At 33.7% G+C, this 23,523-nt stretch carries 24 protein-coding genes; 13 read left to right on the top strand and 11 right to left on the bottom strand.

The features are described from left to right. Complete coding sequence (locus Q0838_RS08960) at nucleotides 1–642, bottom strand: DUF4159 domain-containing protein (RefSeq protein WP_298953757.1); 642 nt, start codon at nucleotides 640–642, stop codon at nucleotides 1–3. Nucleotides 643–772: 130 nt separating this feature from the next. Here Q0838_RS08960 and Q0838_RS08955 point away from each other — a divergent pair, with 130 nt between their 5' ends. Beyond that, nucleotides 773–1,534 (top strand): DUF1223 domain-containing protein, encoded by a 762-nt coding sequence (locus Q0838_RS08955; protein ID WP_298953756.1) that lies wholly within the window; start codon nucleotides 773–775, stop codon nucleotides 1,532–1,534. On the opposite strand, the gene Q0838_RS08950 is transcribed toward Q0838_RS08955, so the two are convergent. Both Q0838_RS08950 and tsaD read right to left on the bottom strand, forming a co-directional pair. After that, nucleotides 1,521–2,234, bottom strand: coding sequence for a 16S rRNA (uracil(1498)-N(3))-methyltransferase (locus tag Q0838_RS08950; protein WP_298953753.1), 714 nt, complete (start codon nucleotides 2,232–2,234; stop codon nucleotides 1,521–1,523). The genes Q0838_RS08955 and Q0838_RS08950 overlap by 14 nt on opposite strands. Continuing rightward, the gene (tsaD, locus tag Q0838_RS08945; protein WP_298953750.1) at nucleotides 2,234–3,250 is read right to left on the bottom strand and encodes a tRNA (adenosine(37)-N6)-threonylcarbamoyltransferase complex transferase subunit TsaD; all 1,017 of its coding nucleotides are present in this window, start codon (nucleotides 3,248–3,250) and stop codon (nucleotides 2,234–2,236) included. Before tsaD ends, Q0838_RS08950 begins: the two co-directional genes overlap by 1 nt. Nucleotides 3,251–3,360: 110 nt before the next feature. Here tsaD and Q0838_RS08940 point away from each other — a divergent pair, with 110 nt between their 5' ends. Then, a complete protein-coding gene (locus Q0838_RS08940) occupies nucleotides 3,361–7,755 on the top strand; it encodes a translocation/assembly module TamB domain-containing protein (RefSeq protein WP_298953747.1) in 4,395 nt (1,464 codons plus the stop codon). Nucleotides 7,756–7,765: 10 nt separating this feature from the next. On the opposite strand, the gene Q0838_RS08935 is transcribed toward Q0838_RS08940, so the two are convergent. The 3 genes from Q0838_RS08935 to recF are packed head-to-tail and all read right to left on the bottom strand — an operon-like array spanning nucleotide 7,766 to nucleotide 9,538. After that, on the bottom strand, nucleotides 7,766–8,065 hold the full coding sequence (locus tag Q0838_RS08935) for a DUF721 domain-containing protein (RefSeq protein WP_298953745.1): 300 nt from the start codon (nucleotides 8,063–8,065) through the stop codon (nucleotides 7,766–7,768). Next, nucleotides 8,055–8,462, bottom strand: a complete 408-nt coding sequence (locus Q0838_RS08930; RefSeq protein ID WP_298953742.1) for a lipocalin family protein — start codon at nucleotides 8,460–8,462, stop codon at nucleotides 8,055–8,057. The genes Q0838_RS08935 and Q0838_RS08930 overlap by 11 nt, the downstream gene beginning before the upstream one ends. Continuing rightward, nucleotides 8,459–9,538 (bottom strand): DNA replication/repair protein RecF, encoded by a 1,080-nt coding sequence (gene recF, locus Q0838_RS08925; RefSeq protein ID WP_298953739.1) that lies wholly within the window; start codon nucleotides 9,536–9,538, stop codon nucleotides 8,459–8,461. Before recF ends, Q0838_RS08930 begins: the two co-directional genes overlap by 4 nt. Before the next feature lie 162 nt (nucleotides 9,539–9,700). On the opposite strand from recF, the gene Q0838_RS08920 reads away from it, so the two are divergent. After that, complete coding sequence (locus Q0838_RS08920) at nucleotides 9,701–10,516, top strand: hypothetical protein (RefSeq protein WP_298953737.1); 816 nt, start codon at nucleotides 9,701–9,703, stop codon at nucleotides 10,514–10,516. A 6-nt stretch (nucleotides 10,517–10,522) separates the two neighbouring features. Further along, a complete protein-coding gene (gene ribH / locus Q0838_RS08915) occupies nucleotides 10,523–11,044 on the top strand; it encodes a 6,7-dimethyl-8-ribityllumazine synthase (RefSeq protein ID WP_298953732.1) in 522 nt (173 codons plus the stop codon). An 87-nt stretch (nucleotides 11,045–11,131) separates the two neighbouring features. Here ribH and Q0838_RS08910 read toward each other — a convergent pair whose 3' ends face one another. The 5 genes from Q0838_RS08910 to pheT all read right to left on the bottom strand — a co-directional run bounded on the left by Q0838_RS08910 (nucleotide 11,132) and on the right by pheT (nucleotide 15,397). Continuing rightward, nucleotides 11,132–11,320, bottom strand: coding sequence for a hypothetical protein (locus Q0838_RS08910; RefSeq protein ID WP_298953730.1), 189 nt, complete (start codon nucleotides 11,318–11,320; stop codon nucleotides 11,132–11,134). Further along, nucleotides 11,313–11,507, bottom strand: a complete 195-nt coding sequence (locus Q0838_RS08905; RefSeq protein WP_298953727.1) for a hypothetical protein — start codon at nucleotides 11,505–11,507, stop codon at nucleotides 11,313–11,315. Before Q0838_RS08905 ends, Q0838_RS08910 begins: the two co-directional genes overlap by 8 nt. Nucleotides 11,508–11,621: 114 nt before the next feature. Further along, nucleotides 11,622–12,341 carry a hypothetical protein gene (locus Q0838_RS08900; RefSeq protein WP_298953724.1) on the bottom strand — a complete coding sequence of 240 codons (720 nt, stop codon included), beginning with the start codon at nucleotides 12,339–12,341 and terminating at the stop codon, nucleotides 11,622–11,624. Nucleotides 12,342–12,492: 151 nt separating this feature from the next. Then, nucleotides 12,493–12,753, bottom strand: coding sequence for a hypothetical protein (locus Q0838_RS08895; protein ID WP_298953721.1), 261 nt, complete (start codon nucleotides 12,751–12,753; stop codon nucleotides 12,493–12,495). 220 nt (nucleotides 12,754–12,973) lie between these two features. Further along, a complete protein-coding gene (pheT, locus tag Q0838_RS08890; RefSeq protein ID WP_298953718.1) occupies nucleotides 12,974–15,397 on the bottom strand; it encodes a phenylalanine--tRNA ligase subunit beta in 2,424 nt (807 codons plus the stop codon). Between the two features lie 238 nt (nucleotides 15,398–15,635). Between pheT and Q0838_RS08885 the strand changes: the two genes are divergently transcribed. The 9 genes from Q0838_RS08885 (at nucleotide 15,636) to Q0838_RS08845 (ending at nucleotide 23,102) form a co-directional block, all read left to right on the top strand. Continuing rightward, nucleotides 15,636–16,319: an NAD-dependent deacylase gene (locus tag Q0838_RS08885; RefSeq protein ID WP_298953716.1), complete on the top strand. Its 684-nt coding sequence runs from the start codon at nucleotides 15,636–15,638 to the stop codon at nucleotides 16,317–16,319. Next, nucleotides 16,319–16,939: a hypothetical protein gene (locus Q0838_RS08880; protein WP_298953713.1), complete on the top strand. Its 621-nt coding sequence runs from the start codon at nucleotides 16,319–16,321 to the stop codon at nucleotides 16,937–16,939. The genes Q0838_RS08885 and Q0838_RS08880 overlap by 1 nt, the downstream gene beginning before the upstream one ends. A 12-nt stretch (nucleotides 16,940–16,951) precedes the next feature. Then, complete coding sequence (locus Q0838_RS08875) at nucleotides 16,952–17,515, top strand: adenylosuccinate lyase (protein ID WP_298953710.1); 564 nt, start codon at nucleotides 16,952–16,954, stop codon at nucleotides 17,513–17,515. A 49-nt stretch (nucleotides 17,516–17,564) separates the two neighbouring features. Beyond that, nucleotides 17,565–18,908, top strand: coding sequence for an adenylosuccinate lyase (gene purB, locus Q0838_RS08870; RefSeq protein WP_298953870.1), 1,344 nt, complete (start codon nucleotides 17,565–17,567; stop codon nucleotides 18,906–18,908). 174 nt (nucleotides 18,909–19,082) lie between these two features. Continuing rightward, nucleotides 19,083–19,244: a YqaE/Pmp3 family membrane protein gene (locus Q0838_RS08865; protein ID WP_298953707.1), complete on the top strand. Its 162-nt coding sequence runs from the start codon at nucleotides 19,083–19,085 to the stop codon at nucleotides 19,242–19,244. A gap of 167 nt (nucleotides 19,245–19,411) precedes the next feature. Beyond that, entirely contained in the window at nucleotides 19,412–21,025 is a 1,614-nt protein-coding gene (locus tag Q0838_RS08860; RefSeq protein WP_298953704.1) for a DUF4836 family protein, read from the top strand. Nucleotides 21,026–21,029: 4 nt separating this feature from the next. Next, nucleotides 21,030–21,650: an ATP-binding cassette domain-containing protein gene (locus Q0838_RS08855; protein WP_298953703.1), complete on the top strand. Its 621-nt coding sequence runs from the start codon at nucleotides 21,030–21,032 to the stop codon at nucleotides 21,648–21,650. Further along, nucleotides 21,647–22,840 (top strand): ABC transporter permease, encoded by a 1,194-nt coding sequence (locus Q0838_RS08850; protein WP_298953700.1) that lies wholly within the window; start codon nucleotides 21,647–21,649, stop codon nucleotides 22,838–22,840. The genes Q0838_RS08855 and Q0838_RS08850 overlap by 4 nt, the downstream gene beginning before the upstream one ends. A 106-nt stretch (nucleotides 22,841–22,946) precedes the next feature. After that, nucleotides 22,947–23,102, top strand: coding sequence for a YqaE/Pmp3 family membrane protein (locus Q0838_RS08845; protein WP_298953698.1), 156 nt, complete (start codon nucleotides 22,947–22,949; stop codon nucleotides 23,100–23,102). The last annotated feature ends 421 nt before the right edge of the window (nucleotides 23,103–23,523 follow it).

Below are 23,523 nucleotides of genomic sequence, written 5' to 3'. Positions count from 1 at the left end.
CTAGTTGGTAAAAACGTATTTAATAATATTTGCGCCCATGTCTAGGGCTTTTTTACGCACCGCCGGTGGGTCGTTATGCACCTCTGGACTTTCCCAGCCATCACCTAGATCACTCTCGTAGGTAAAAAGAAGGACTAGCCTGCCTTCATGAAATAGACCTTTGGCCTGTGGTCGCTGACCTTCATGTTCATGAATTTTAGGGAGACCTTTTGGAAAATCTACATAACTGTGAAAAATAGGATGTGTAGATGGTAATTCTATCAATTCCTGTTGCGGAAAAAGTTTAACGAGTTCTTTATTAACATAAGGCTCCATACCATAATTATCATCTATATGTAAAAAACCACCACTTAATAAATAGTTTCTAAGATTTTGAACATCTCCTTCATTAAAAACAAAATTTCCATGTCCTGTCATATGAATAAAAGGGTATTGAAAAATATCAATACTACTTACTTCTACTGTGGCAACTTCTTTATCTAATTGAGTTTTTAAATTCTCATTACAGTATTGTACCAGGTTAGGCATAGCAGTAGGATTAGAATACCAGTCACCACCTCCCTTATATTTTAAAACAGCAACTTGCTGAGAGTTACTGCATAAACTACAAAACAAAAATAAAATAAAAGTGAAAAATTTCATAAGTAAGCAAAATACAAACTTATATCACAATTCTTATTAAATGGAATTAATATTTAGGTAAAAAAAATAAAATAAAATTGTTACGATAACGTTAATTCTTTATATTTGAACACATCATAATTCCCCTGTTATGAACATAACAACTTCTCAAAAGATACTGTTACCCATTATTAGTTTATCGGTAGCTTTTTGTATGCTCGCATTTCAACATATTGAAAACAGCTCGCAACCTATTCAGTTTTCACCTCAGGAAAACCCTGTCGTTATTGAGCTTTTCACTTCTCAAAGTTGCTACACTTGTAACAATGCAGATGCTGTGGCTCATAAAATAAAGGATTATAAAAATGTTATACTCCTCTCCTATCACGTGGACTACTGGAATAGTCTAGGATGGAAGGACATCTTCTCTGACTCTACACACACGGACTATCAACGTATGTATGAGAACAAGTTAGAACAACCTTCTTTTACTCCACAAATGGTGGTGAATGGGAAGACTCAATTTGACGGTACTAACATAAGATTACTCAACAATTCTTTAAAAGAGAAAAGCACCACAGAGCCTTTATTAAGTCCTACAGCTTTAAGAAATGGTAGAGCTATAGAAATGTTTTACGACCTTGACAAAAATCATAATTATTCTAGTGCTTATGCATTATTACTAATGGACTCGTTTAAAATAGATATAAACAAAAATCCTTACATGAACATGACGCTAGTAAATCCTAATGTAGTTTTAAAAAAAGTACCTCTTAAAACTAGTGTAAAAAAAGGTGTTCTAACTTTTGAATTACCGAGTATGGTTAATGAAAATAATAAATTTAAGGTTGCTCTTTTATTACAAGATGAAAACATGACTGTAGTAGCAGCATCTATAGCTACTGTTCAATAAAACTATTAAAAACAGCTGCAGCATAAACCCCTGCGGTTTCCGTACGTAATCTTTTAGTTCCTAAAGATACAGGTAAGAAACCTGCGTTAATCGCTTTTTCTATTTCCCTACTTGATAAATCACCTTCTGGACCTATGATAATGGTTAGATCTTGATTTTTATTAATTGCTTGGGTCAATAATTTTTTATCTGTCTCTTCACAATGTGCGATGCATCTCACACCTTTATCAGTCACTGGGTTTTTTAAGAACTCATTAAAGGCTGTTAAATCCTTGATTTGAGGTAAGTAAAACTGATTACTTTGTTGCATTGCGCTCACAATTATCTTTTTATACCTTTCTAGATTTATTTTCTTTCTCTCGCTATGGTCACACAATAATGGTGTAATAGAAGCTATGCCCATTTCTGTTGCTTTTTCCAGAAACCATTCCATGCGGTCATTCATCTTAGTAGGAGCAATTGCTACGTGTAGTCTAGGAGATTGTTGAGGGTACGCTTTCGCAAAAGCGAGATCTATATTACATTTATTACTAGTAACCAGATTTAAAGTTCCATTAAATAGATTTCCCGCACCATCTGTTATCTGGACAGTATCACCTACTTTTTTACGTAGAGCCTTAGTCATATGACGCGCTTGTTCTTTATCTAACTGAAGAACAGTAGTGTCTTGGGTAATATTTTCAAAATAAAATAATTGCATTACATTTTTATTCTAGGTGAAGCAGTGACTTCCATGCCTGCAAAGTTTCCTTCTAAATATTTAAAATATCCCGATATACCTATCATCGCAGCATTATCTGTAGTATATTGAAATGGAGGTATAAATACATTCCATCCTTTACTTTCATAAGATAAAAGTTGGGCTCTAATACCTGAATTTGCACTAACACCACCACCTATCGCAACAGATTTTATACCGGTTAGTTTTACTGCTTTTTCAATTTTTTGAAAAAGAATTTTAATAAGCGTGTACTGTATACTAGCACATATATCTTTTAGATTTTTTACAATAAAATCAGGGTCTTTTTTCACCTCTCTCTGTATAAAATACAATACAGCTGTTTTAAAGCCGCTAAAACTGTAGTTAAGATCGGGCGCTTTAGGAACAGGAAATAAGAATTTCTTAGGATCACCTTCTTGGGCTAATTTATCTATTTGAGGACCTGCTGGATATCCTAACCCTAGAATTTTACCACTTTTATCAAAAGCCTCTCCTATTGCATCATCTTGAGTGGTGCCTATTACCTCCATATCATGATAATCTGTAACTTTTACGATTTGCGTATGTCCACCACTTATAGTAATACCTAAAAATGGAAAATCTGGAGTTTTTTGATCCTCATTAATAAAATGCGCTAGTATATGTCCATGCATATGGTGGACATCTATAAGTGGAATATTTAGTGCTAGAGATAATGATTTTGCAAAACTAGAACCTACTAATAAGCTTCCCATCAGTCCTGGACCTCTGGTAAAAGCAATAGCAGTTAAATTTTCTTTTGATATCCCGGCCTGTGATAATGCCTGATCTACCACAGGAACTATATTAGACTGATGTGCTCTAGAAGCTAGCTCTGGTACGACACCGCCATATTTTTTATGTACTTCCTGACCAGCGACTACGTTAGATAATACGTGATCATTTCTAAGAACGGCACAAGAGGTGTCATCACAAGATGATTCAATTGCAAGAATGTATGAAATTTGTGTATCCATTAAGGCATAAAGGCATAAAAATTGGTAATCTTTGCAAAAGTAAATGATATATCATTAAGAAGCTTCTTAAAATACTAGCGAAAGCCACTCTTGTACTTCTAATACTATTTATGTTGTTAGTAGTAGTATTCTCTTTCCCAGCTGTGCAAACCGCAGTTGCAGGTCGCGCGACGACCTATCTCAACGAAGAATATAATACAAATATAAAAATAGAAGCTATAGACGTTTCTTTTTCAGGGGACGTTATAATTAAAGAATCGAGGGCTTTAGACTCTCAAAAGGATACTATATTTTATTTTAAAAAGCTTACCTCTTCCATACTGGGTTTTAATGCTTTGTTAAGTGGACAGCCAGATTTAGGAGACACTTCTATAGATGGGCTCTTCTTTAATATGAAAAGGTATAAAGGTGATAGCGATGATAATTTAACAGAGTTGCTTCATAAGTTCAGAAAAAGTGATGGTGGACCATCTAAGAGCCCATTTATACTCACTACTGACGATTTAAATATTACTAATTCTAGAATTAGTATAGTGGATGAAAATTTAAAGTATCCTGAATCATTTATCGCAACAAATTTTAATCTACAATCTGATGGATTGAAAATTGAGGGATCTAACATATCGGCCGTAATAGAAGATGCAAGTTTTGACATGTACACCGGTGTAATGAAACCAAATGTAAATGGTATTAAAGTTTTAAAAGTTAAAAGTCTTAAAGCTGACTTTTCTTACACTCCATCACAAATACTTGCGACAGATCTAGTTATTAATACGGCTGGCTCTATGCTGGAAGGTGATTTAAAAATGTCTTACAAAAGAGAAGATTTTATCGATTTTGTCAATAAAGTATCTTGGGATTTTCATATTAAAAATGCCGATTTATCTACTAATGAATTAAGAAAATTCTATAATGAAATAATTGAGAATGAAACGGTAAAGTTAAAAGGCGTACTAAAAGGTCCATTAAATGATTTTACCGTAAGTAACATGCTCGCAACTACACTGAGCGATATTACTATCGATGGCAAAATGAGATTTAAGAACCTCATAGAAAATAAAGATGACTTTTTTATAGAAGGTGATTTTAATAATCTGCAAGTAAGTAATACAGATTTAAAACGCTTCTTACCAAATATTCTAGGTAAAACGATGCCTGGTGAATTAAATCAATTAGGAACCGTTAAGGCTATAGGATATGCTAGTGTTGATTCTAATCGAGTAATAACTAAATTATCTGGATCTACACGCAAGGGACATTTCAATTCTGATTTAGTTTTAAATGATATTCAAAGTGAAAATATAGCTTATAAAGGGAACATAAAATTAGATGAAATTCAACTAGGTTCTTTACTTCATCTAGAAGAATTTGGTACAGTAACGTTAAACCTAGATGTTGACGGCCGTGGTTTTGACCCTGAAAAGATAAACACGACACTCAGAGGTAAAGTAGCTCAACTAGATTTTAACGGCTATTCTTATAAAAATATAGTTATTAATGGAAAATTTAAAAAACCTATTTTCAAAGGGAAAGTATCTATAAATGACCCTAATGTTAAAATGAACTTTAACGGACTAGCTGATCTTACTGCAGCCGTTAATACTTATGATTTTAAGGCTAGAATAGAATATGCAGATTTAAAAGCCATTAATTTATTTACTCGTGATTCTCTTTCTATTTTAAAAGGAAATGTCATCATGAATATGAAAGGTACCACTCTAGATGATGCTATCGGTTCTATAAAAATTAACGATGCTAGCTATAAAAATCATAATGATGATTATGTTTTTGAAGATTTTGCTATAAAATCGTCTTTTAAAAATGAAGAGCGATTAATAACAATAAACAGCCCTGACATTATAGAAGGTGAATTATCTGGAATATTTAAAATTGCTGAGATACCAGAACTATTTAAAAATAGCCTAGGTAACGTTTACACAAATTACAGGTCAGAAAATATTACTGAAGACCAATATCTGGATTATGAATTTAAGATTTACGATAAAATCGTTGATCTCGTGTTTCCTGAAATTGATTTAGGAGAAAACACTATTTTAAAAGGTCAAGTGGCTAGTAACGAGGCCCAGTTTAGAATGACATTTAGATCGCCAGATATAAAGGTTTATGGTATTGAACTGGATCAGGTTAACGTTCAAATAAACAATCAGAATCCACTATTTAATACGTTCATTAAAATAGATCAAGTAAAGAATGATGTTTACGACATTGAAGATTTTCAGTTGATTAATGTTACTAATAAGGACACCTTGCTTTTCCGTACTAAATTTAACAGTATGGCACGTGAAACCGATAAATTCAATTTAAGTTTCTATCATACTGTTAATGATAGTAACGAGTCTGTAGTAGGAATAAGAAAAAGTGATGTCATTTTTCAAGGTCAAAAATGGTTTCTAAATAAACAAGACCGAGAAGTAAAATTAAACTTTGACCATAATTTCAAAACATTTAAATTAGACAGTCTACTTGTAAAACACCAAGAAGAATTAATCACCATAGTAGGTCATGTAGCTAGAAAAGACAGTAAAGATCTACACATAGGATTTAAAGATGTACGAGTCTCTAGCTTAACATCTCCTATAGACAGTTTAAAACTCAAAGGTCATATAGATGGAGATCTATCTTTAAAACAATTTGATGGTAAGTATGCACCTACCAGTGATTTCACAGTAAAAGGACTAGAAGTGAATGAAACTCCTTTGGGTGATTTTGAACTATCTGTTATAGGTAACGATAATTTAAGTAGGTTTGATGTTAATGCGCAACTTAAAGATGATGTTCAAAAAACATTTACAGCATCTGGGTATATAGACGCCAGTGGAGAAGCTAGTACTATAGATGTAAATGCTGTTTTTAAAGACTTTAACCTTTATGCCCTAAGCCCATTAGGCGGTGAGGTTTTAGATAATATAAGAGGTTTTACATCTGGTCAAGCGAGACTAACAGGAGATGTACAAGCGCCAGATATCTCCGGCTCTCTTAAAATGAGAGATGCAGGTTTAAGAATTCCTTACCTCAATACCGATTTTGACATAGAAAATAACTCAAAAATATCGATTACATCTACCTCATTTGACTTTAATAACTTACAAATTAAGGATACAAAATACAATACTAGAGGTGTGTTATCTGGTGCTATAAATCATAAAAACTTTGGTTTCTGGGATTTAGACCTTAAAATAGAATCAGAAAAATTACTTGCTTTAGACACGCAACTCACACCAGATGCTCTTTATTATGGAACCGCATTTATCGATGGACAGGCTACCATCACCGGTCCTACAAATGAGCTATTTATAAACGTGATCGCTACTACTGGAGAAGGAACTGTATTTAAGGTTCCTATAGATGACGGTGAGTCCCTAGGAGATACGTCTGCCATATATTTCTTAAGTCCAGAAGAAAAGAAAGCACGTATTTCTGGCGAGCAAGTTATAACCAATAAGATAAGCGGTCTAGAGCTAAGGTTTGAACTACAAGTTACCCCTGATGCTGAAGTTGAAATTACAGTAGACCCAACTAACGGCAGTTATATACGCGGTAGAGGTGTCGGTAATCTATTATTAGAAATTAATACTAACGGTAAATTTATAATGAATGGTGATTTTATCGTTACAGAAGGAATATACAATTTTAAATATGCTGGTATCGTAAATAAAAACTTTACCATCGAACCAGGTGGGACTATGGACTGGAATGGAGATCCTACTAATGCTAATATCGACGTAGAAGCTATTTACATTACAAGAGCAAACCCTTCTATTTTATTAGATAACCCTAACCTTAACGCACAAGTACCGGTAGAGGTTCTTACTAAATTACAAGGTGACTTAAGTTTCTTTGATCCTGAGTTTGTTATTAGATTTCCTAATACCAATTCTGTGGTAAGCTCTGAATTACAGTATAGACTAGATGATAAATCTCAAAGACAGCTGCAAGCGCTGTCCCTAGTTGCTACTGGCTCTTTCTATAACCCCAACAGCATAGGACAAAACGCAGTCACTGGTAACGTAGTAGAGAGCGTCACAGGAATTGTTAATGATCTAGTAAGTCGTGAGGATAGTAAATTTGATTTTGGGGTAAGTTATGAAGCGTCAGAACGCAATCCTAATTCTGACCTAGAGCGCGCAGATCGTTTTGGTATAACTTTAAGTACGCAAATTACCGATCGCGTATTGATTAATGGAAAATTAGGTGTCCCTGTGGGCTCAACCAGTTCTAGTGAAAGAGCTGTAATAGGTAATGTAGAAATTGAATTCTTAATAAATGAAGATGGCACCCTACGTTTAAAACTATTTAATAGAGAAAACACCTTACAACAACTAGGACAACAAGAAGACTATACTCAAGGTTTAGGACTGCAATACCGCATAGACTTTGACAGTCTAAAAGAACTATATGAACGCATCTTTAAAAAGAAAATGGTCAAAGCTAGAGAGGTAAAAGCTAGTGAAGAAGTAGATAGTGCTCCTATACGATTTAAATAAAACACAGATTTTATCTCAATACTATTTTCTCTATCATATCCTTACCTAGGTGTTCATTAAGGTTTTTAATAATCATGGTGCGACCGTACATAAGTTCCTGTCTTAATACAGAAGATGATAAATTAACAAATAAAGTTCCTGCTGTAAACTTTAACTGTGTGGTGTAGTTAGTAACACCTGGTCCCATGATTGTATTCCACGCACCTTCTACGTCTACTTTTACAAAACCTTTTTGCAACTTACTTTGTGATTTAAAATCACTCAATAAATCACTCATGCTTAAAAAATCGTTCTTCTTATTATTTCTCATCTGGCGTGTATGCTTTATAGGTGTAGCTCGTACCGTTCTCGTGAATTAAAATCAAAGTCTGCTCTGTTGCCTTCTCAACTTTTTGATTGTAAGCTTGTTCCCCTTCTTTAAAAGAAAGCCATAAATCACCATCCCTTTCTTCCCAAACAAAACTAACAGGATCACCGTAGGATACAAAGCTACCATCATAAGTTGGACTTACACGATTTTTAACCCCTTTAAATCCATCTATTTCAAAATGGTCCATATGATTTGAAAAAGGGAACTCACGCTCACTTCCATTAGGTAAAACCACTTGATCTATATTCCAGTAACCTTCTATGGCTTTTATCTTTTCTTCGTTAGAATTACATGAAATAAGTAAAAAAACTAGTACTATGTAAATTAGGTTTTTCATAACTTAAATATCTTATAAGATTGCTCTGTTTGTTTAATAACCGCTTCTGTTCTTTCTGGGTGTGTGTCACTTATAAACAACTGCCCAAATTGATCATCATTAACCATATCTATAATTTGTGCCACTCTAGACTCATCTAATTTATCAAAAATATCATCTAATAGCAAGATAGGCACGGTACCACTTTCTTGTTTAATAAACTCGAACTGCGCCAGTTTTAATGCAGTTAGAAAACTTTTTTGTTGTCCCTGACTACCGAATTTTTTTACGGCATGATTATCCAGCAAGAATAACATGTCGTCCTTATGCGTTCCCACACTTGTGTACTGCAATTGCATATCCTTTTGTTGCGCAGCTTTTAAAACTTGTGCAGGATCTACATTATTAAAATCGGCTTTATAGTAAATATCAACTACCTCTTCAGATCGAGAAATTTGATGATAATACTTCTTAAAAATAGGAGTAAATGATTTTAAAAATTCAGTTCTAGTTTTATGAATGTAGCCTCCTATTACAACTAGTTGCTCGTCATAAACAGCAAGAGCATCACTATCAAAAGTACGATTAATAAAGAAATACTTAAGCAATGCATTGCGCTGCTGTATCAGTTTATTATAATTAATTAGTTTAGTTAAATACAACGAGTTGCTTAGTGATATCACACCATCTAAAAACTTACGTCTCGTATCACTACCTTCTATAATAAGATCCCTGTCTGCTGGAGAGATAATAACAAGAGGTATTAACCCTATATGATCACTAATTTTATCATAGATTTTACCATTGCGTTTTACTACACGCTTCACCCCTTTTTTTGCGCTGACTACTATCTTTTCATCTTGATCGTTTTTTAAAAAATTACCGTTAACCACAAAAAACTCTTCACTATGCTTAATATTTTGAATAGTGATAGGATTAAAGTAACTTTTTGCAAAAGCAAGGTGATAAATCGCGTCCAAAACATTAGTTTTTCCCACACCATTGTTCCCTACAAAGCAATTTATCTTTTGATCGAAGTCAAATTCGGCCGAAGAAAAACTTTTATAGTTAATAAGACTAATAGAGTTAAGATGCATAGAAAAATAATATAAAATATTGAATATTAAATGATTGTAACTTTATCGCTTTCGCGAAAGCGGAATTATAACGATCTTTAAAACAGGTTTGCAAATTTAACCTAAGAAAAGGTAGAGAATAAAGCTTTCACACATTTTTATATATGGATAAAAATTATATTTTTGCGCGTTCAATTAATGACTACTATGGCTACTTATAACAAAAGAGGATACAAATCCAAAACAAAACCAGAAAAAGAAGAGAAAGAAGAGATCTTTGATGACTCTGAATCTACTACAGCTGAAGTATTTAGCACTCTAGATGAAGGTGCTAACAAAACAGAAGAATGGTTAGAAAGAAACCAAAAGCCTCTTATTATAATAGTTGCTGTTATAGCTATAGGCGCATTGTGCGCTTGGGCATATAGTCAGTTTGTTCTAGAACCTAAACAAGAAGAGGCAGCTTCTGAAACTACTGAAGCAAACAAATACTATGATCTTGCTCTCAACTCTACTGGTAAAGAAAAAGACTCTCTTTATACCCTAGCACTAGAAGGTGTTAATGGAAAATATGGTTTAATTCAAATATCTGAAGAGTACAGTGGTACAGATGTAGGTAACATTGCTACTTACCAGGCTGGTATGGCATTTTTAAATATAGGTGGTGATAAGCTTCAAAAAGCTATCGATTACCTTAAGGCTTATGACGGTGGTGATTCTGTATTACAGTCTATCGCACAAGCTGGAATAGGTGATGCACTAGTACAGGCTGGTCAGGCTGGTGATGCTGTTTCTTATTACATGGACGCTGCAGATACTAATGAAAATGAATTTACAACTCCTAAGTATTTACTTAAAGCTGCTCAAATAGCTCTAACTACTGGAGATAACAGTACTGCTGTAAAAGCTCTAGAAAGAATTAAAGAAAATTATCCTAATGCTGTAGAATTTAAGACAGCACAAGTACTTCTAGGACAGGCTCAAGCAGCTTCTAACTAAAACACTATGGCAACCGTAGGAAAAAACCTATCACATTACGATAAAGAAAGTATGCCAGACGCTACTGACATGCGTATAGGTATAGTTGTGTCTGAGTGGAATGATGATATTACTGAAAACCTTTTTAAAGGTGCTCAACAGACCTTATTAGATTGTGGTATTGATCCAGAGCGTATTTTCCGTATGGATGTACCTGGTTCTTTTGAACTTATCTACGGATGTAAGAACATGCAATATGCAACTTACCCTATTAAAGATAGCAAACTACGTAAACCTCTAGATGCTATCATAGCTATAGGTAGCGTTATTAGAGGTGAGACGGCACATTTTGACTTTGTTTGTAACGGTGTTACTAGTGGTATTAAAGATTTAAATTTAAATAAATCTAGAGTACCGGTCATCTTTTGTGTCTTAACAGATAACACTCATGAACAATCTGTTGCACGCAGCGGCGGTATTCATGGTAATAAAGGTAGTGAAGCGGCTGTGGCAGCTATTAAAATGGCTGCGATAAAACAAGGTCTTTAAACATAGTTTCTTATTAAAATAGAAAACGGCTATCCCATTAAATCGGATAGCCGTTTTCTATTTTATAAAAGTAACCTTTTTGTAGAACTACTTTTTTCTTAGCCCTATTAATTGATAGATTCCTAAAACTATAAGTCCTGCTGCAAGAATCCATTGGTAACTCTCTACATCAGAATTTTGTACAAACTTATCGTAGAGTTTCCATGCACCTATACCTATAAAAGCTATAGATAATAATAAGGTGTATTTACGTTTATTATCTTCTTTACTAGACATCTTTCTTAGGCAATAAAGTGTAGGCGATATATAGTCCATATACTATAAAACCAGCCGATAATACGAGTCGCCATGATGCCATCTCTTCTCCTAGACCGTAGTGCGCATATAATCTATAAGCACCAAAACCTATAAAAGCTACTGCCATAATACTTCCTAAAATCGGATTTCTTTTTCTAACTGCCATAATTATATTTTTATCCAACAAAGATAAATAAAAAGTACACGACACGCTATAAAGGAAATATGACCATTAGAGACAGGCCCTTGATTTGAAAAACTACTTATAGCAATTCATAAATTAACCATTAAAATATTTTGAATTCCATATAGCGGTATTAAAATTCTTACCAGCCGCAAATGAATAGTACAGCACTATAGCAGCGATAGATTTAAAAGTAAAAAAGAAAATAAGTAAAAATTGAACATTTGTAGTATCCTTTGAGAAGACTCCATTAGGAATTAAGTAAGTTAATAAAAGACTAACGATTACCGTAGAGAAAATAAGATTTTCAAAACTCTTAAAATTCCAAGCCCAAATTTTTCTGAAGGGATTTAAATCATTTCCCCATTTATGTATAAGATAGAAATAACCGTTTCCAATAGGTGCAAAAAGTAACGGATCATCTGCATCTTCTAATTTGAACAACTTAGATGGAGCAACTATTTTAAAACCGCGCATTTCTATATCGTGATCCTTTTCCATCTCTTTAATCTTCATTAAAGCTTCATAAGGTATCTCGTTCTTAAAATACTTAGTATCCAGAAATCGCAATCTATAGGTTATACAAATATCTTGTATTTGATCTACGTGATAAATGCGATCTTTATTTAATAAATCGATATTAAAATGATTGCGAGGCGTGGGTTTTTGAGGACTCTTCATACGTGCCATAATCGCATCTTCTCTCTTATCATCTTCTTTAAGAATAGCTGCCACCTGATCCATGATTTCAGTTCCTTTAAAGCTTTTTGCTTTAGATTTCTTGAGCTTTTCTTCAATATTAGTACGACTCCACATAACAACTTCTTGATTAAACGATTGAGAATGAAATGAGCCTTGTTACAAGAACGAGTAACTCATTCACCGTTTAGGTCGTAAAGGAGTCTCTATAATTTCAAAATGAGAATGTTAATTTTTCTGCTTTCGCGAAAGCGGAAAATACAATCTATTAATATCCATTAGGGTTTCTAGGGCTTTTAGAATACCCACGTTTATTTTTAAAATAATTCATCAGAAAATGGTCCACATGCTTTTTACGAGACCAACTTATTAAATTATTTACGATAAGAATTACAAACGTAGATATACCTATAACAGTCCAAAAGTAGTAAGAGAATAGATAGCTAAAAATTCCTGCTGTAATAAGAAGAAATGCGTAATAGGCAAAAGGAGATAAAAAAATCTGCAACAATGGTATAAGTACCATCATCAGATTCATTTATAGATATTTGTACATTGTTAGGAAATCTTCTAGCTCTAAACTCAAAGCCGTTAGACTTAACACCACCTGCTTATTGATCCTTAATGATCAAAGATTACAATGTATTAAAAAAGTCATCGTTGATCTTGATAACAGTTTGTTCAGTACACGCAGCACTGAACAAACTTATTACCCTTTTAATGATCTTTTTAAACATAGAAAGATCTATCTACCTCAATACCGCACCAGCCTGATTCTCTAGCTGCTGTTGTATCTTATTCATAGTCTTATCTATTTGCTTATCTGTAAGTGTTTTATTAGCATCTTGAAGTGTAAAGTTTAAGGCGTAAGATTTTTTACCTTTAGGCAACTTACTACCCTCATAAACATCAAAAAGCTGCACCGACTTTAAAATCTTCTTTTCAGAATTTAAAGCAATCTCTCTAAGTTGTTTAAAATTCACAGCATCATCTACTAACAATGCAAAATCTCTACTCACTTCAGGGAATTTAGGTATATCAGTAACAGGAGTATATTCCTTAGAAACGATCTTTAAAACCTCATCCCAATAAATGTTTGCAAAATGTACCGTTACCTCTATACCGAAGTTCTTTGCAACCTTCTTTTTCACCACACCTAGATCGGCAATTTTTGCACCACTACTTAAGGCAATACCTTCACTTAAGAAATCTAATTTAGTAGGTTTTTCATTTATAGTATTAATTCCTAAACGTTTTAAAACAGCAATCACAGCACCTTTAAGGTAAAAGAAATCTGCTGGTTGTGATGGACCATTCCATGTAGGACTAGAAGTATTACCAGCCGTTAAAATACTCAAATGCTTATTTTCTGTAAACTGACGTTCTTGATACTGGTGGTAACTACTACCGAATTCAAATAACCTCAGGTTCTCTTGTTTTCTATTTAAGTTATAAGCGATCGCTTCTAGACCACCATAAATTAAACTCTGTCTCATCACAGCAAGATCACTGCTTAACGGATTTAACATACTCACCTGGTTTTTAGGCGAGATGTGATCAGTAAGTGTGTGATTCTTTTCAGACGTTAAGCTGTTTGCCATCATCTCAATAAAGCCCTGCCCTACCAGTTGCTGTGCTACTATATTTTGCACTCTATTGTTTTCTAGTTTTGAAGACTTTGCAATAGTTGCATTAATCTTTGAAGGGCTTTCTATACGGTCATAACCATAAACTCTCAATATCTCCTCAATAACATCTGCCGGGCGAGTTACATCATTCCTATAAGCAGGAATAGTAAGTCCTATACCAGTTTCTGTAACGTTATTTACATTTATATCTAGAGTTCTTAAAATACTTTTAATCTCTTCTTTAGGTATTTCTTGACCTATTAAAGAATTCACCTTTTGATAAGTTAAAAACACTTGTTGATCTTCTATTTTCTGAGAATACAAGTCTGTAATATCACTAGATATCTCACCGCCACCAGTTTCCTGTATTAATAATGCCGCTCTTTTAAGAGCATATTCCGTAATATTAGGATCTATACCACGCTCAAATCTAAAAGAGGCGTCTGTATTAAAATTGTGCCTTTTGGCCGTTTTACGCACGCTTACTGGATTAAAATAAGCACTTTCTAAGAAAATAGAAGTTGTACCATTAGTAACACCACTATTCTCACCACCATAAACACCGGCGATACATAAAGGTTTTTCTGTATCACAAATCATTAAATCATCTTCATGAAGCTTGTGTTCTACACCATCTAAGGTTGTGAACGGCGTGTCTTTCTCGAGTGTTTTTACTATAATTTTATTACCGGTAATTTTTGATAAATCAAAAGCATGTAGCGGCTGTCCTAACTCGTGCATTACATAATTAGTAACATCTACTACATTATTTTTAGGAGCTATACCTATAGCGTTTAATCTATTTTTAATCCATTCTGGAGATTCCTTAACCTTAATTCCTGTAAGAGTTACACCACAATAACGCGGTGCTAGATCTGTATTTTCTACTTCTATGTCTACTCTAGAAGAGCGACTATCTACATGAAAACCACTTACCGACGGCGTTATAAACTCTACCGCGTCTGCATTAACAGCAAGTCCAGCTCTTAAATCACGTGCCACGCCCATGTGCGACATGGCGTCAGACCTGTTAGGCGTTAAACCTATTTCTATAACATGATCTAGTTCTATATCTACTACATCTTTAAGCGGTGTACCTACCTCTAGACTCTCATCTAGAACCATAATACCGTCATGTGATTTACCTAGACCTAACTCATCTTCGGCACATATCATTCCATGACTTTCTTCACCTCTTATTTTACCTTTTTTGATTTTCCAGGCTTCACCCTTATCATCATATAAAGTAGTACCTATGGTAGCAACAGGCACTTTCTGACCTGCAGCGACATTAGGCGCTCCACATACTATTTGAACCGTTTCTTTACCCAGGTTTACCTTTGTGACTTTAAGTTTATCTGCATTAGAATGCTGCTCGCAAGATTCTACATATCCTACGACTATGCCTTCCAGCCCACCTTTTACGCTTTCATATTTTTCTATACCTTCTACTTCTAACCCTAGAGAGGTTAATAAGTCAGTATGTTTTTCCAGCGCATTTGGTACGTTGATAAATTGCTTGATCCAGTTATAGGAAACTCTCATATATCCATTACTTTTTAAGGTCGGTAAAGATAGTTATATGTCCGCTTTCGCGAAAGCGGAACCCACATAAACATTGTGCATAAATTTACCTACCATCCCTGTATTAAACTACTTATTTATCCAGTAGCCTAAGGACTTCAAAGACCACCTTTTTAACTAAAATCTCATAGCTGTCAAAAATTTTAAAAGATGCATATTTTTTAAAGAATGCCTATTTTTAAGCCTAAAATAAAATTTTATGAAAAATCTAGTAGTTCTATCTGGAGCAGGTGTTAGTGCAGAAAGTGGTATAGCAACCTTCAGAGATGCTGGTGGTTTATGGGAAGGACATGATATTATGGAAGTAGCCTCGCCAGACGGTTATGCGGCAAACCCTGCATTAGTATTAGATTTTTACAACAAGCGTCGTGCGCAATTAAAAGAAGTTGCACCTAATGATGCACATTTTTGTATCGCAAGATTAGAACACAATTATAATGTGCAGGTTATTACCCAAAATGTGGACGACCTACACGAGCGTGCTGGTTCTTCTACTGTAATTCACCTACACGGCGAGTTAAAAAAGGCACGCAGTTCTAAAAATAGCAATGAAATTCAAGATTGCGATGGCGATATAGTAATAGGCGATTTAAGTGCCGATGGTTCTCAATTGCGACCACACATAGTATGGTTCGGTGAAGAAGTACCTGCCATGGAACAAGCTATAGAGCTGGTCTCAAAAGCAGATGTACTCCTTATAGTAGGGACATCGTTACAGGTCTATCCTGCTGCTGGACTTAAAGATTTTGCACCTAGCACTACACCTATTTATTTTATAGACCCTGCACCATCTATAGAGTCTCATGGAAAACTTACTGTTATTAAGGAAAAAGCAAGTAAAGGTGTGCCCATGGTAGTCAATCTTTTAAATATAGAAAAATAATGAAAACACTTTTAAGCTTATTATCGATCTTGATTCTAGTTAGTTGTAACAACGACTATAATAAAAACACAGAACACGATACGGTAGAAGATGTGATCGTTCCTACCACAGAATCCAGGCCGATAAAAGAGTCTGTCACTGACAGCACAAGTGCAAATGTTACCTCTTACCTACCATTATACAAATCTAAGTTAGAAGCATCTAAATATAAATATGTAATAAGCAACCACAACGGATTACTTTCACCTCCTGGTTTTTACAATATCGACCAGACGTATTCTAAAGGAATAGAGAACATAGAACGTGCTTTAAAGGAAGTAGGAAAAACGGTGGTTAAAAAGAATAGTTTTCAATACAAAGCTCAGGTAAAGAGAAATGGTAATATATTTTCTCAAGGAAGTGTAACCGAATATATCTTTAAAAACGAATCTATAGCTGTCACTAGTTACACCAGACTCATGGTATTAAAATCTAGTAGTAAAACTGCATGGAAAGAAGGTATAGACCGGAATTTGCCAGCACTTATGGTACGTAAAGAAAATCGTATTTACCACATTATTACTGGAGGTGATCACATGGCAGGAACAGAAAAAGAAATTGCAAATATCATATTTAAATAGAATTAGATCGCAATGACCGCTGCAGATTTAAAACAGAATTTAAAAAAACTCAAAGCCTATAAGGCAGAACGTGTAAGGCTGGGAACCGCTGCTGTAGAATTTAATCTGTTACCAGAACTTATAGAATTGTGTCGTCCAGAAAGTGGCGTTTCTCACCAGGCCTGCTGGAGTCTAGAGCAATCTTTCTTGATTCATGAATATGCTTGCTATCCATTTTTAAAGGAAATAGGTGAATTATACGAGTTAGAAATCAACTCTTCTGGCATGCGTGCTTTGTGTAAAATATCTGGAATTTTAACCAAACAATTCTATAGCAAAAAAGATAACAAAGTAAAAAAACTACTTCTTAAATCCATGAGAGAAAGCATGATAGAAGGTTGTTTTCAAGAATTAATAACAACAGATAAGACAGCAAACATGGCTTATTCTGTTTACAGTCTCTTTGAACTAGGCAAAGAATTTAACTGGATATATCCAGAACTAGCGCCAGTTTTACAACAAAAATTACAAGAAGATTATGGTAACGGTTTTAAGTCTAGTGCTAGAAAAATCTTAGCCAAAATAGACTCTCAATAGATCTATAATCAATTATTAAAACCGTAATTTAGCACGCTTTAAAGACACAATTATGCCTACTGCTTTACAAGCTATTTCTCCTATCGATGGACGCTACCGTTCTAAAGTCGAGCCACTTGCAAATTACTTTTCTGAGTCTGCACTAATACGTTACCGCGTTCTTGTAGAAGTAGAATATTTTATCGCTTTAAGCGAAAGCGGAATTAAACAACTACAACCACTACCTGAGCAAACTCAAGAACAATTAAGAGACTTGTACCACAAGTTTAATGATGAGCACGCACAAGCAATTAAGGACATAGAAAAAGTGACTAATCACGATGTCAAAGCGGTAGAGTATTTCTTAAAAGAACAATTTGATAGGCTAGGATTATCTGACCACAAAGAGTTCATACACTTTGGCCTTACCTCTCAAGATATCAATAATACTGCTATACCTCTTTCTATTAAAGACGCTATAGAAAATGTGTATTTACCAGAGTTAGAAGCGGTACGTGATGATATTCATAGACTAGCAAAAGAGTGGAAAGACATCCCATTACTAGCTCGTACTCACGGACAGCCAGCATCTCCTACTCGTTTAGGTAAGGAATTCTATGTATTTGTAGTACGTATAGAAGAGCAAATGAATATGCTGGAGCAAGTACAGCACGCAGCAAAATTCGGTGGTGCGACAGGTAATTATAACGCACATCACGTGGCGTTTCCAGAAGTGAACTGGCAGCATTTTGGAGAAGATTTTGTTGAGAGTCGTTTAGGTTTAAAACACAGTTTCCCTACAACACAAATTGAGCATTATGATCACATGGCTGCTCTTTTTGATAACTTAAAAAGAATCAACACCATATTTATAGATCTAGATCGTGATATATGGACGTACATATCTATGGATTACTTTAAGCAAAAAATTAAAGCTGGTGAGATAGGTTCTAGTGCCATGCCACACAAAGTAAATCCTATCGACTTTGAAAATTCTGAAGGTAACCTAGGAATTGCAAATGCTCTTTTTGAACACCTAGCAGCAAAATTACCTATATCTAGATTACAACGTGACCTTACAGATTCTACCGTATTGAGAAATGTAGGTGTACCACTTGCACACACGATCATTGCATTTAAAGCTACTTTAAAAGGACTTAATAAACTCTTATTAAACGAGGTAAAGATTGCACAAGATCTAGAAAACAACTGGGCTGTTGTTGCAGAGGCTATACAGACTATTTTACGTCGTGAGGCGTACCCAAATCCTTATGAAGCTTTAAAAGAATTAACTCGTACTAATGAAAAAATTACTGGTAAGAGCATCGCAAACTTCATTGAAACCTTAGACGTAAGTGAAGATATTAAAGCAGAAATGAGAGTCATTACTCCTAGTACTTTTACAGGGATTTAATTCTTATCCTTTACCTGTTGTACCAAAGCCTTGACTAAAAGTCAGGGCTTTTTTCATGTTTAGTCATAAGTATCTTTTGGCTTATTTTAAATACAGACATTCCCTTTTATTGCAACTTACTACATTATAGATTTGCGACTTTTACTAATTTTACATAAATTAAACCAAACCATTATGAGCATTCTTACTATTCTATTAAACATATTTTTACCACCTATAAGTGTTGCGCTTAAAAAAGGTGCTGGTAAAGATCTTACTATAAATATAATCCTCACCTTTTTAGGTTATTTACCAGGTATAGTTCATGCTTTCTGGTTGACCTCTAATAAGAAATAATATTTCAACTGGACACTTATTATTTGAAACCAGAAAAGTTGTTCTTTTAAGTGATTTTTCATAATTTATTTATATTTCAAGTTTCCGCTATCGCGAAAGCAGAATTATTATTTTAATAATAACCCAACGTTCATTATTTTTACCAAACAACCAACTAAATAACCACCATGAAAAATATTTTTAGAATAAGCCTATACACGCTGTTTCTCTATACACTACTGATATCGTGTACCAATGAAAAACTTGCGACCACACTAATTCCTGAAGATGCGTTTCTAGTTATGTCTTATGATGTGGAATCTCTTGCTAAAAAAGGGAACCTTGAAAAAGTGGCTGAATTTTCTTCTTTTAAAAGTCTGGAAAGTGAGATTAAAAGTGAAAACAGACAGTTCTACAATATACTAGATGATTTACAGGAAGATCCATTGAGTGCAGGGATAGACTTACGTGATCCTATATTTATGTTCATGGTGTCTGACGGAAATAACAATCCATTTATGGGTCTGACTATGCATTTATGGGATGAAAATGATTTTTCAAAGTTTGCAAAAGACATTCTGGATATGTCTAAGATAACCAACTATAGTGAGAAAAATGAAAACGGATTTACCATCTATTCCATTAAAAACAGAATGAATATTGCGTTTAATGGAGATAAAGCGCTTATTTTATTTAAAGAAGGTTATGGTGGAAAAAACACCTTAAATGCACTTACTAATGAGTTGCTTACATTAGAAGAAAATGATAATATTTTTGAAAATGATGCTTTTGAGGATTATATGGATAATCAAGAAGATATCAATCTATATCTATCAACTGATTTTATTTCAGAAATGCCACAATATAAAAGAGAGATGCAAAATCTTCCTTACGATTTAAGTGGTAATACCTTAATGGCTCATCTTAATTTTGATGATGATAAGGTTAATTTAAAAGTCAACATGGACTATAATGAGGACATGGAGAAGATGTATGATAAAATTCTTGCCGGCAATCATAAAGTCACCAATGAACTGCTGAACTACTTACCAGCCGATAATATCGCTGCTGGAAGTTTTACAATTAATCTGGAAGGTTACCTTAATTTAATTAAGGATGGTATGGCAAATGATCAACGCGCCATGAGAAATGTCCAAAAGGTCATTGATGAAATGGATCTTGAAAACCTTCTTGCTAAATTTGAAGGTAATGCTGCAATGACTTTAATAAGTGTTGATGAAAAAGAGGTGGAAGTTAATAATCGCTATTCTTCTCGATCATATAAAAGGAAACAAACCATTCCTGAATTTTCAATGGTTATGGGGATCAATGATAAGAACTACATGGAGAACCTTCTAAGGTCTAAAATGGGAGAGAAATTAGAGGATTATAAAGGAATCATGAAAATGGAAATTGAGAACTATCAAATATTTTTAAGTATGAATAATACGAGCTCTCTTTTAACAACAAATGAATCTCATGCATTATCTCATAAAGCTGGTAAAGCTATTGAAAACTCACTGAGCGATTCTAAACTTGCGCCCAATATGAAAGACTATCCTTTTTACGCATCTATGGATATGAATAGTGACCGATTGCCAGAAGCAGCTACTAGAGGAATGGGAAATCGTGTAAGTAATACATTAAATCGTTGGAACAACACGATGGATCGTATGGAGTATAAAGTCACTGATAAAAACAAAATGGAAATGACATTATACATGAAAAATGATGATGATAATAGTTTATTTCAAATCATTGAACTTGCAGAAAATAGTTATCGTGATCTAAACAATCGTTAGTCTCATGCTTATTGAACTCAATAATCTCAAACCTGCTTACCTTTCAGATAAGCAGGTTTCTGATTCTCAAATTTATTTACAGGAATCCGTAGTTTTTGAAAAAGAGAAAAGGTATGTTATAGAAGCTGGTTCTGGTAAAGGAAAAAGTTCTCTTCTTAATATTATTTACGGTGTCCATGAAAAGTATGAAGGCGCATTACATTATCACGGTATAAAGAAGGATCAAATTAAGAAAGATCAAATTTCTTATGTTTTTCAAGATCTAAAACTCTTTAAAGAATTAACCGCCCTAGAAAATGTATTGCTCAAAAATAATCTTACTCAACATAAAGAGATTACTGTAATTAAAGAGCTTTTTAATCAGTTTGGTCTAAGTAAACAATTAAACCAAAGCGCTGCGACTCTTTCTTTAGGGCAAAAACAAAGAGTTGCCATTATTAGATCGTTGTGCATGCCCTACAAATTATTATTGATGGATGAACCCTACAGCCATCTGGATGATGACAACATGAAAATTATTATGGAGATTATTAAAAATGATGCTCTTGAGAATAGTGCATCAATTATTATAGCTTCTTTAGGAAATTCAACCGAACTGGATGCCGATCAAATTTTGCAGATATGAACATACTCGCAAGATTACAGTTTAAGATTCTACCTCTCAAGCAAATTTTGGGATATGCACTGGTACTTGCCATAGGAAGTATTATAATCCTATTGGCAGCTCAACTATATATAGATGTGAAACCCTATTTCACAAATGAATCGTCAGTTTTGGGAAGTCGTGTACTTGTTGCAAGCAAGCAGGTTTCTGTTTTCAAAACAGTTGATAAATCGAGTATTTATTTTACAGAAGAAGAATTACAAGAAATTAGAGATCAAGAGTTTGTGGGAGATCTTGCGACTTTCTCAACCGCACAGTTTGAAATTAAGGGTTTTACAGAAAGAAAGGAAGGAATGCCCGATTTTAAAACAGATTTGTTTTTTGAGGGAATTCCAGAGAAATACCTAGACATAAAAACCGATCAATGGCAGTGGAAAGAATCTGATAGCTTAATCCCTATTATAATCCCAAGCAGTTATTTAAAACTTTACAACTTTGGACTGGCAGAGTCTAAAAACTTACCTGTAATTTCTGAAAATACTATTTCACAAATGCAATTTGGGATAGAAGTTGAAGGACAAGAAAAATCAAGAAAGTTTAAAGGGAGAATAATAGATTTTAGTGACAAGTTAAATTCAATTCTCGTACCTGAAAAATTCATGTCATGGGCAAATGATAATTACGGAAATGACAGTAATAGCAACCCAAGCAGAATATTGATAGAGATATCTCAAAGCGATCATCCTGAACTTTCTAGTTTTTTTGAGAATAGAAATATTGATATCAACAAGGAAGCTTTAGAACAAAATAAGATTTGGTTCTTTTTTCAGCTTATTTTCCTTTTCTTGTTTGTTATTGCTTGCATCATCATTGTATTAGCTTGTGTTGCTATGTTGCTTTCTTTTAATTTAATGTTTTACAAGAATAAAAGTGCATTCAATAATTTACATCTCATAGGCTATTCTAACAGAACTATGACTAAGTATTTCCAATGGATTATGCTAGCATTAACCCTTCTTGTAATATTTACGTCTTATATGATAACAAATATTATAAGATTAGAAATTAGGGAACGCATGGAGTCCATTTTCAGATTTGAAAAAAGTAGTTCTTTAATTGAATTAAGTATTTCGCTAACAGTAATTCTTGTGTTTATCACTTCTGTTACTATTAAAAGTAGCGTTACCAAAATCAATAAAAATATCCAATAAAAGCAACTACATTTTGTAATAGTTAATAGAATAACAATTCTTAATATTTTAAGAAATTAAACCACTGTAAATCAGTAAATTTGATTGTATCAAAAAAAAACTAACTATGAGCATTCTTACTATTATATTAAATATTTTCTTACCGCCTTTAAGTGTAGCTATGAACAAAGGATTAGGTAAAGATTTTATAATCAATGTTATTCTAACCTTATTCGGTGGAATACCAGGTATGATTCACGCATTTTACGTGACATCAAAATAAATTTTAGAATTAAAATTGCTTTGAAAAAGATCAAAACCGATGCTGTAAAGCATCGGTTTTTTTGTGTTTAAAATTAACATTTTCAGTATCTTACTAAATAAGCTTAAGTTAAAAAACGTCATTAAGACTGTTACCAATGATTGACTAATAATTACCTTTATATTTTGATTATATAAAATGTTCGTTCAAAAAATATTTAACCAAATTATTTTTAACATCTTGCATAACTACTTCAGGTTTTAAACCCTTCAGTGAAGTCTCTATTAACAGTACTAATTTCAGAAATTCTGGTAAATAATCTATTGCAGTAAGATCTGATATTGTTTTGCAAGAATTGTAAATTTAATTTATAGAGGTAATCATCTAAATACTTATCTTTAAAGTCAATAAAAAGGTTTAAATATGGATGTTTTCAAGGGTC

The organism is uncultured Nonlabens sp. (assembly GCF_947495285.1).
Classification (GTDB): Bacteria; Bacteroidota; Bacteroidia; order Flavobacteriales; family Flavobacteriaceae; genus Nonlabens.
The sequence above is the reverse complement of the archived record's forward strand: the minus strand, read 5'-3'. Positions and strand labels throughout refer to the sequence as shown.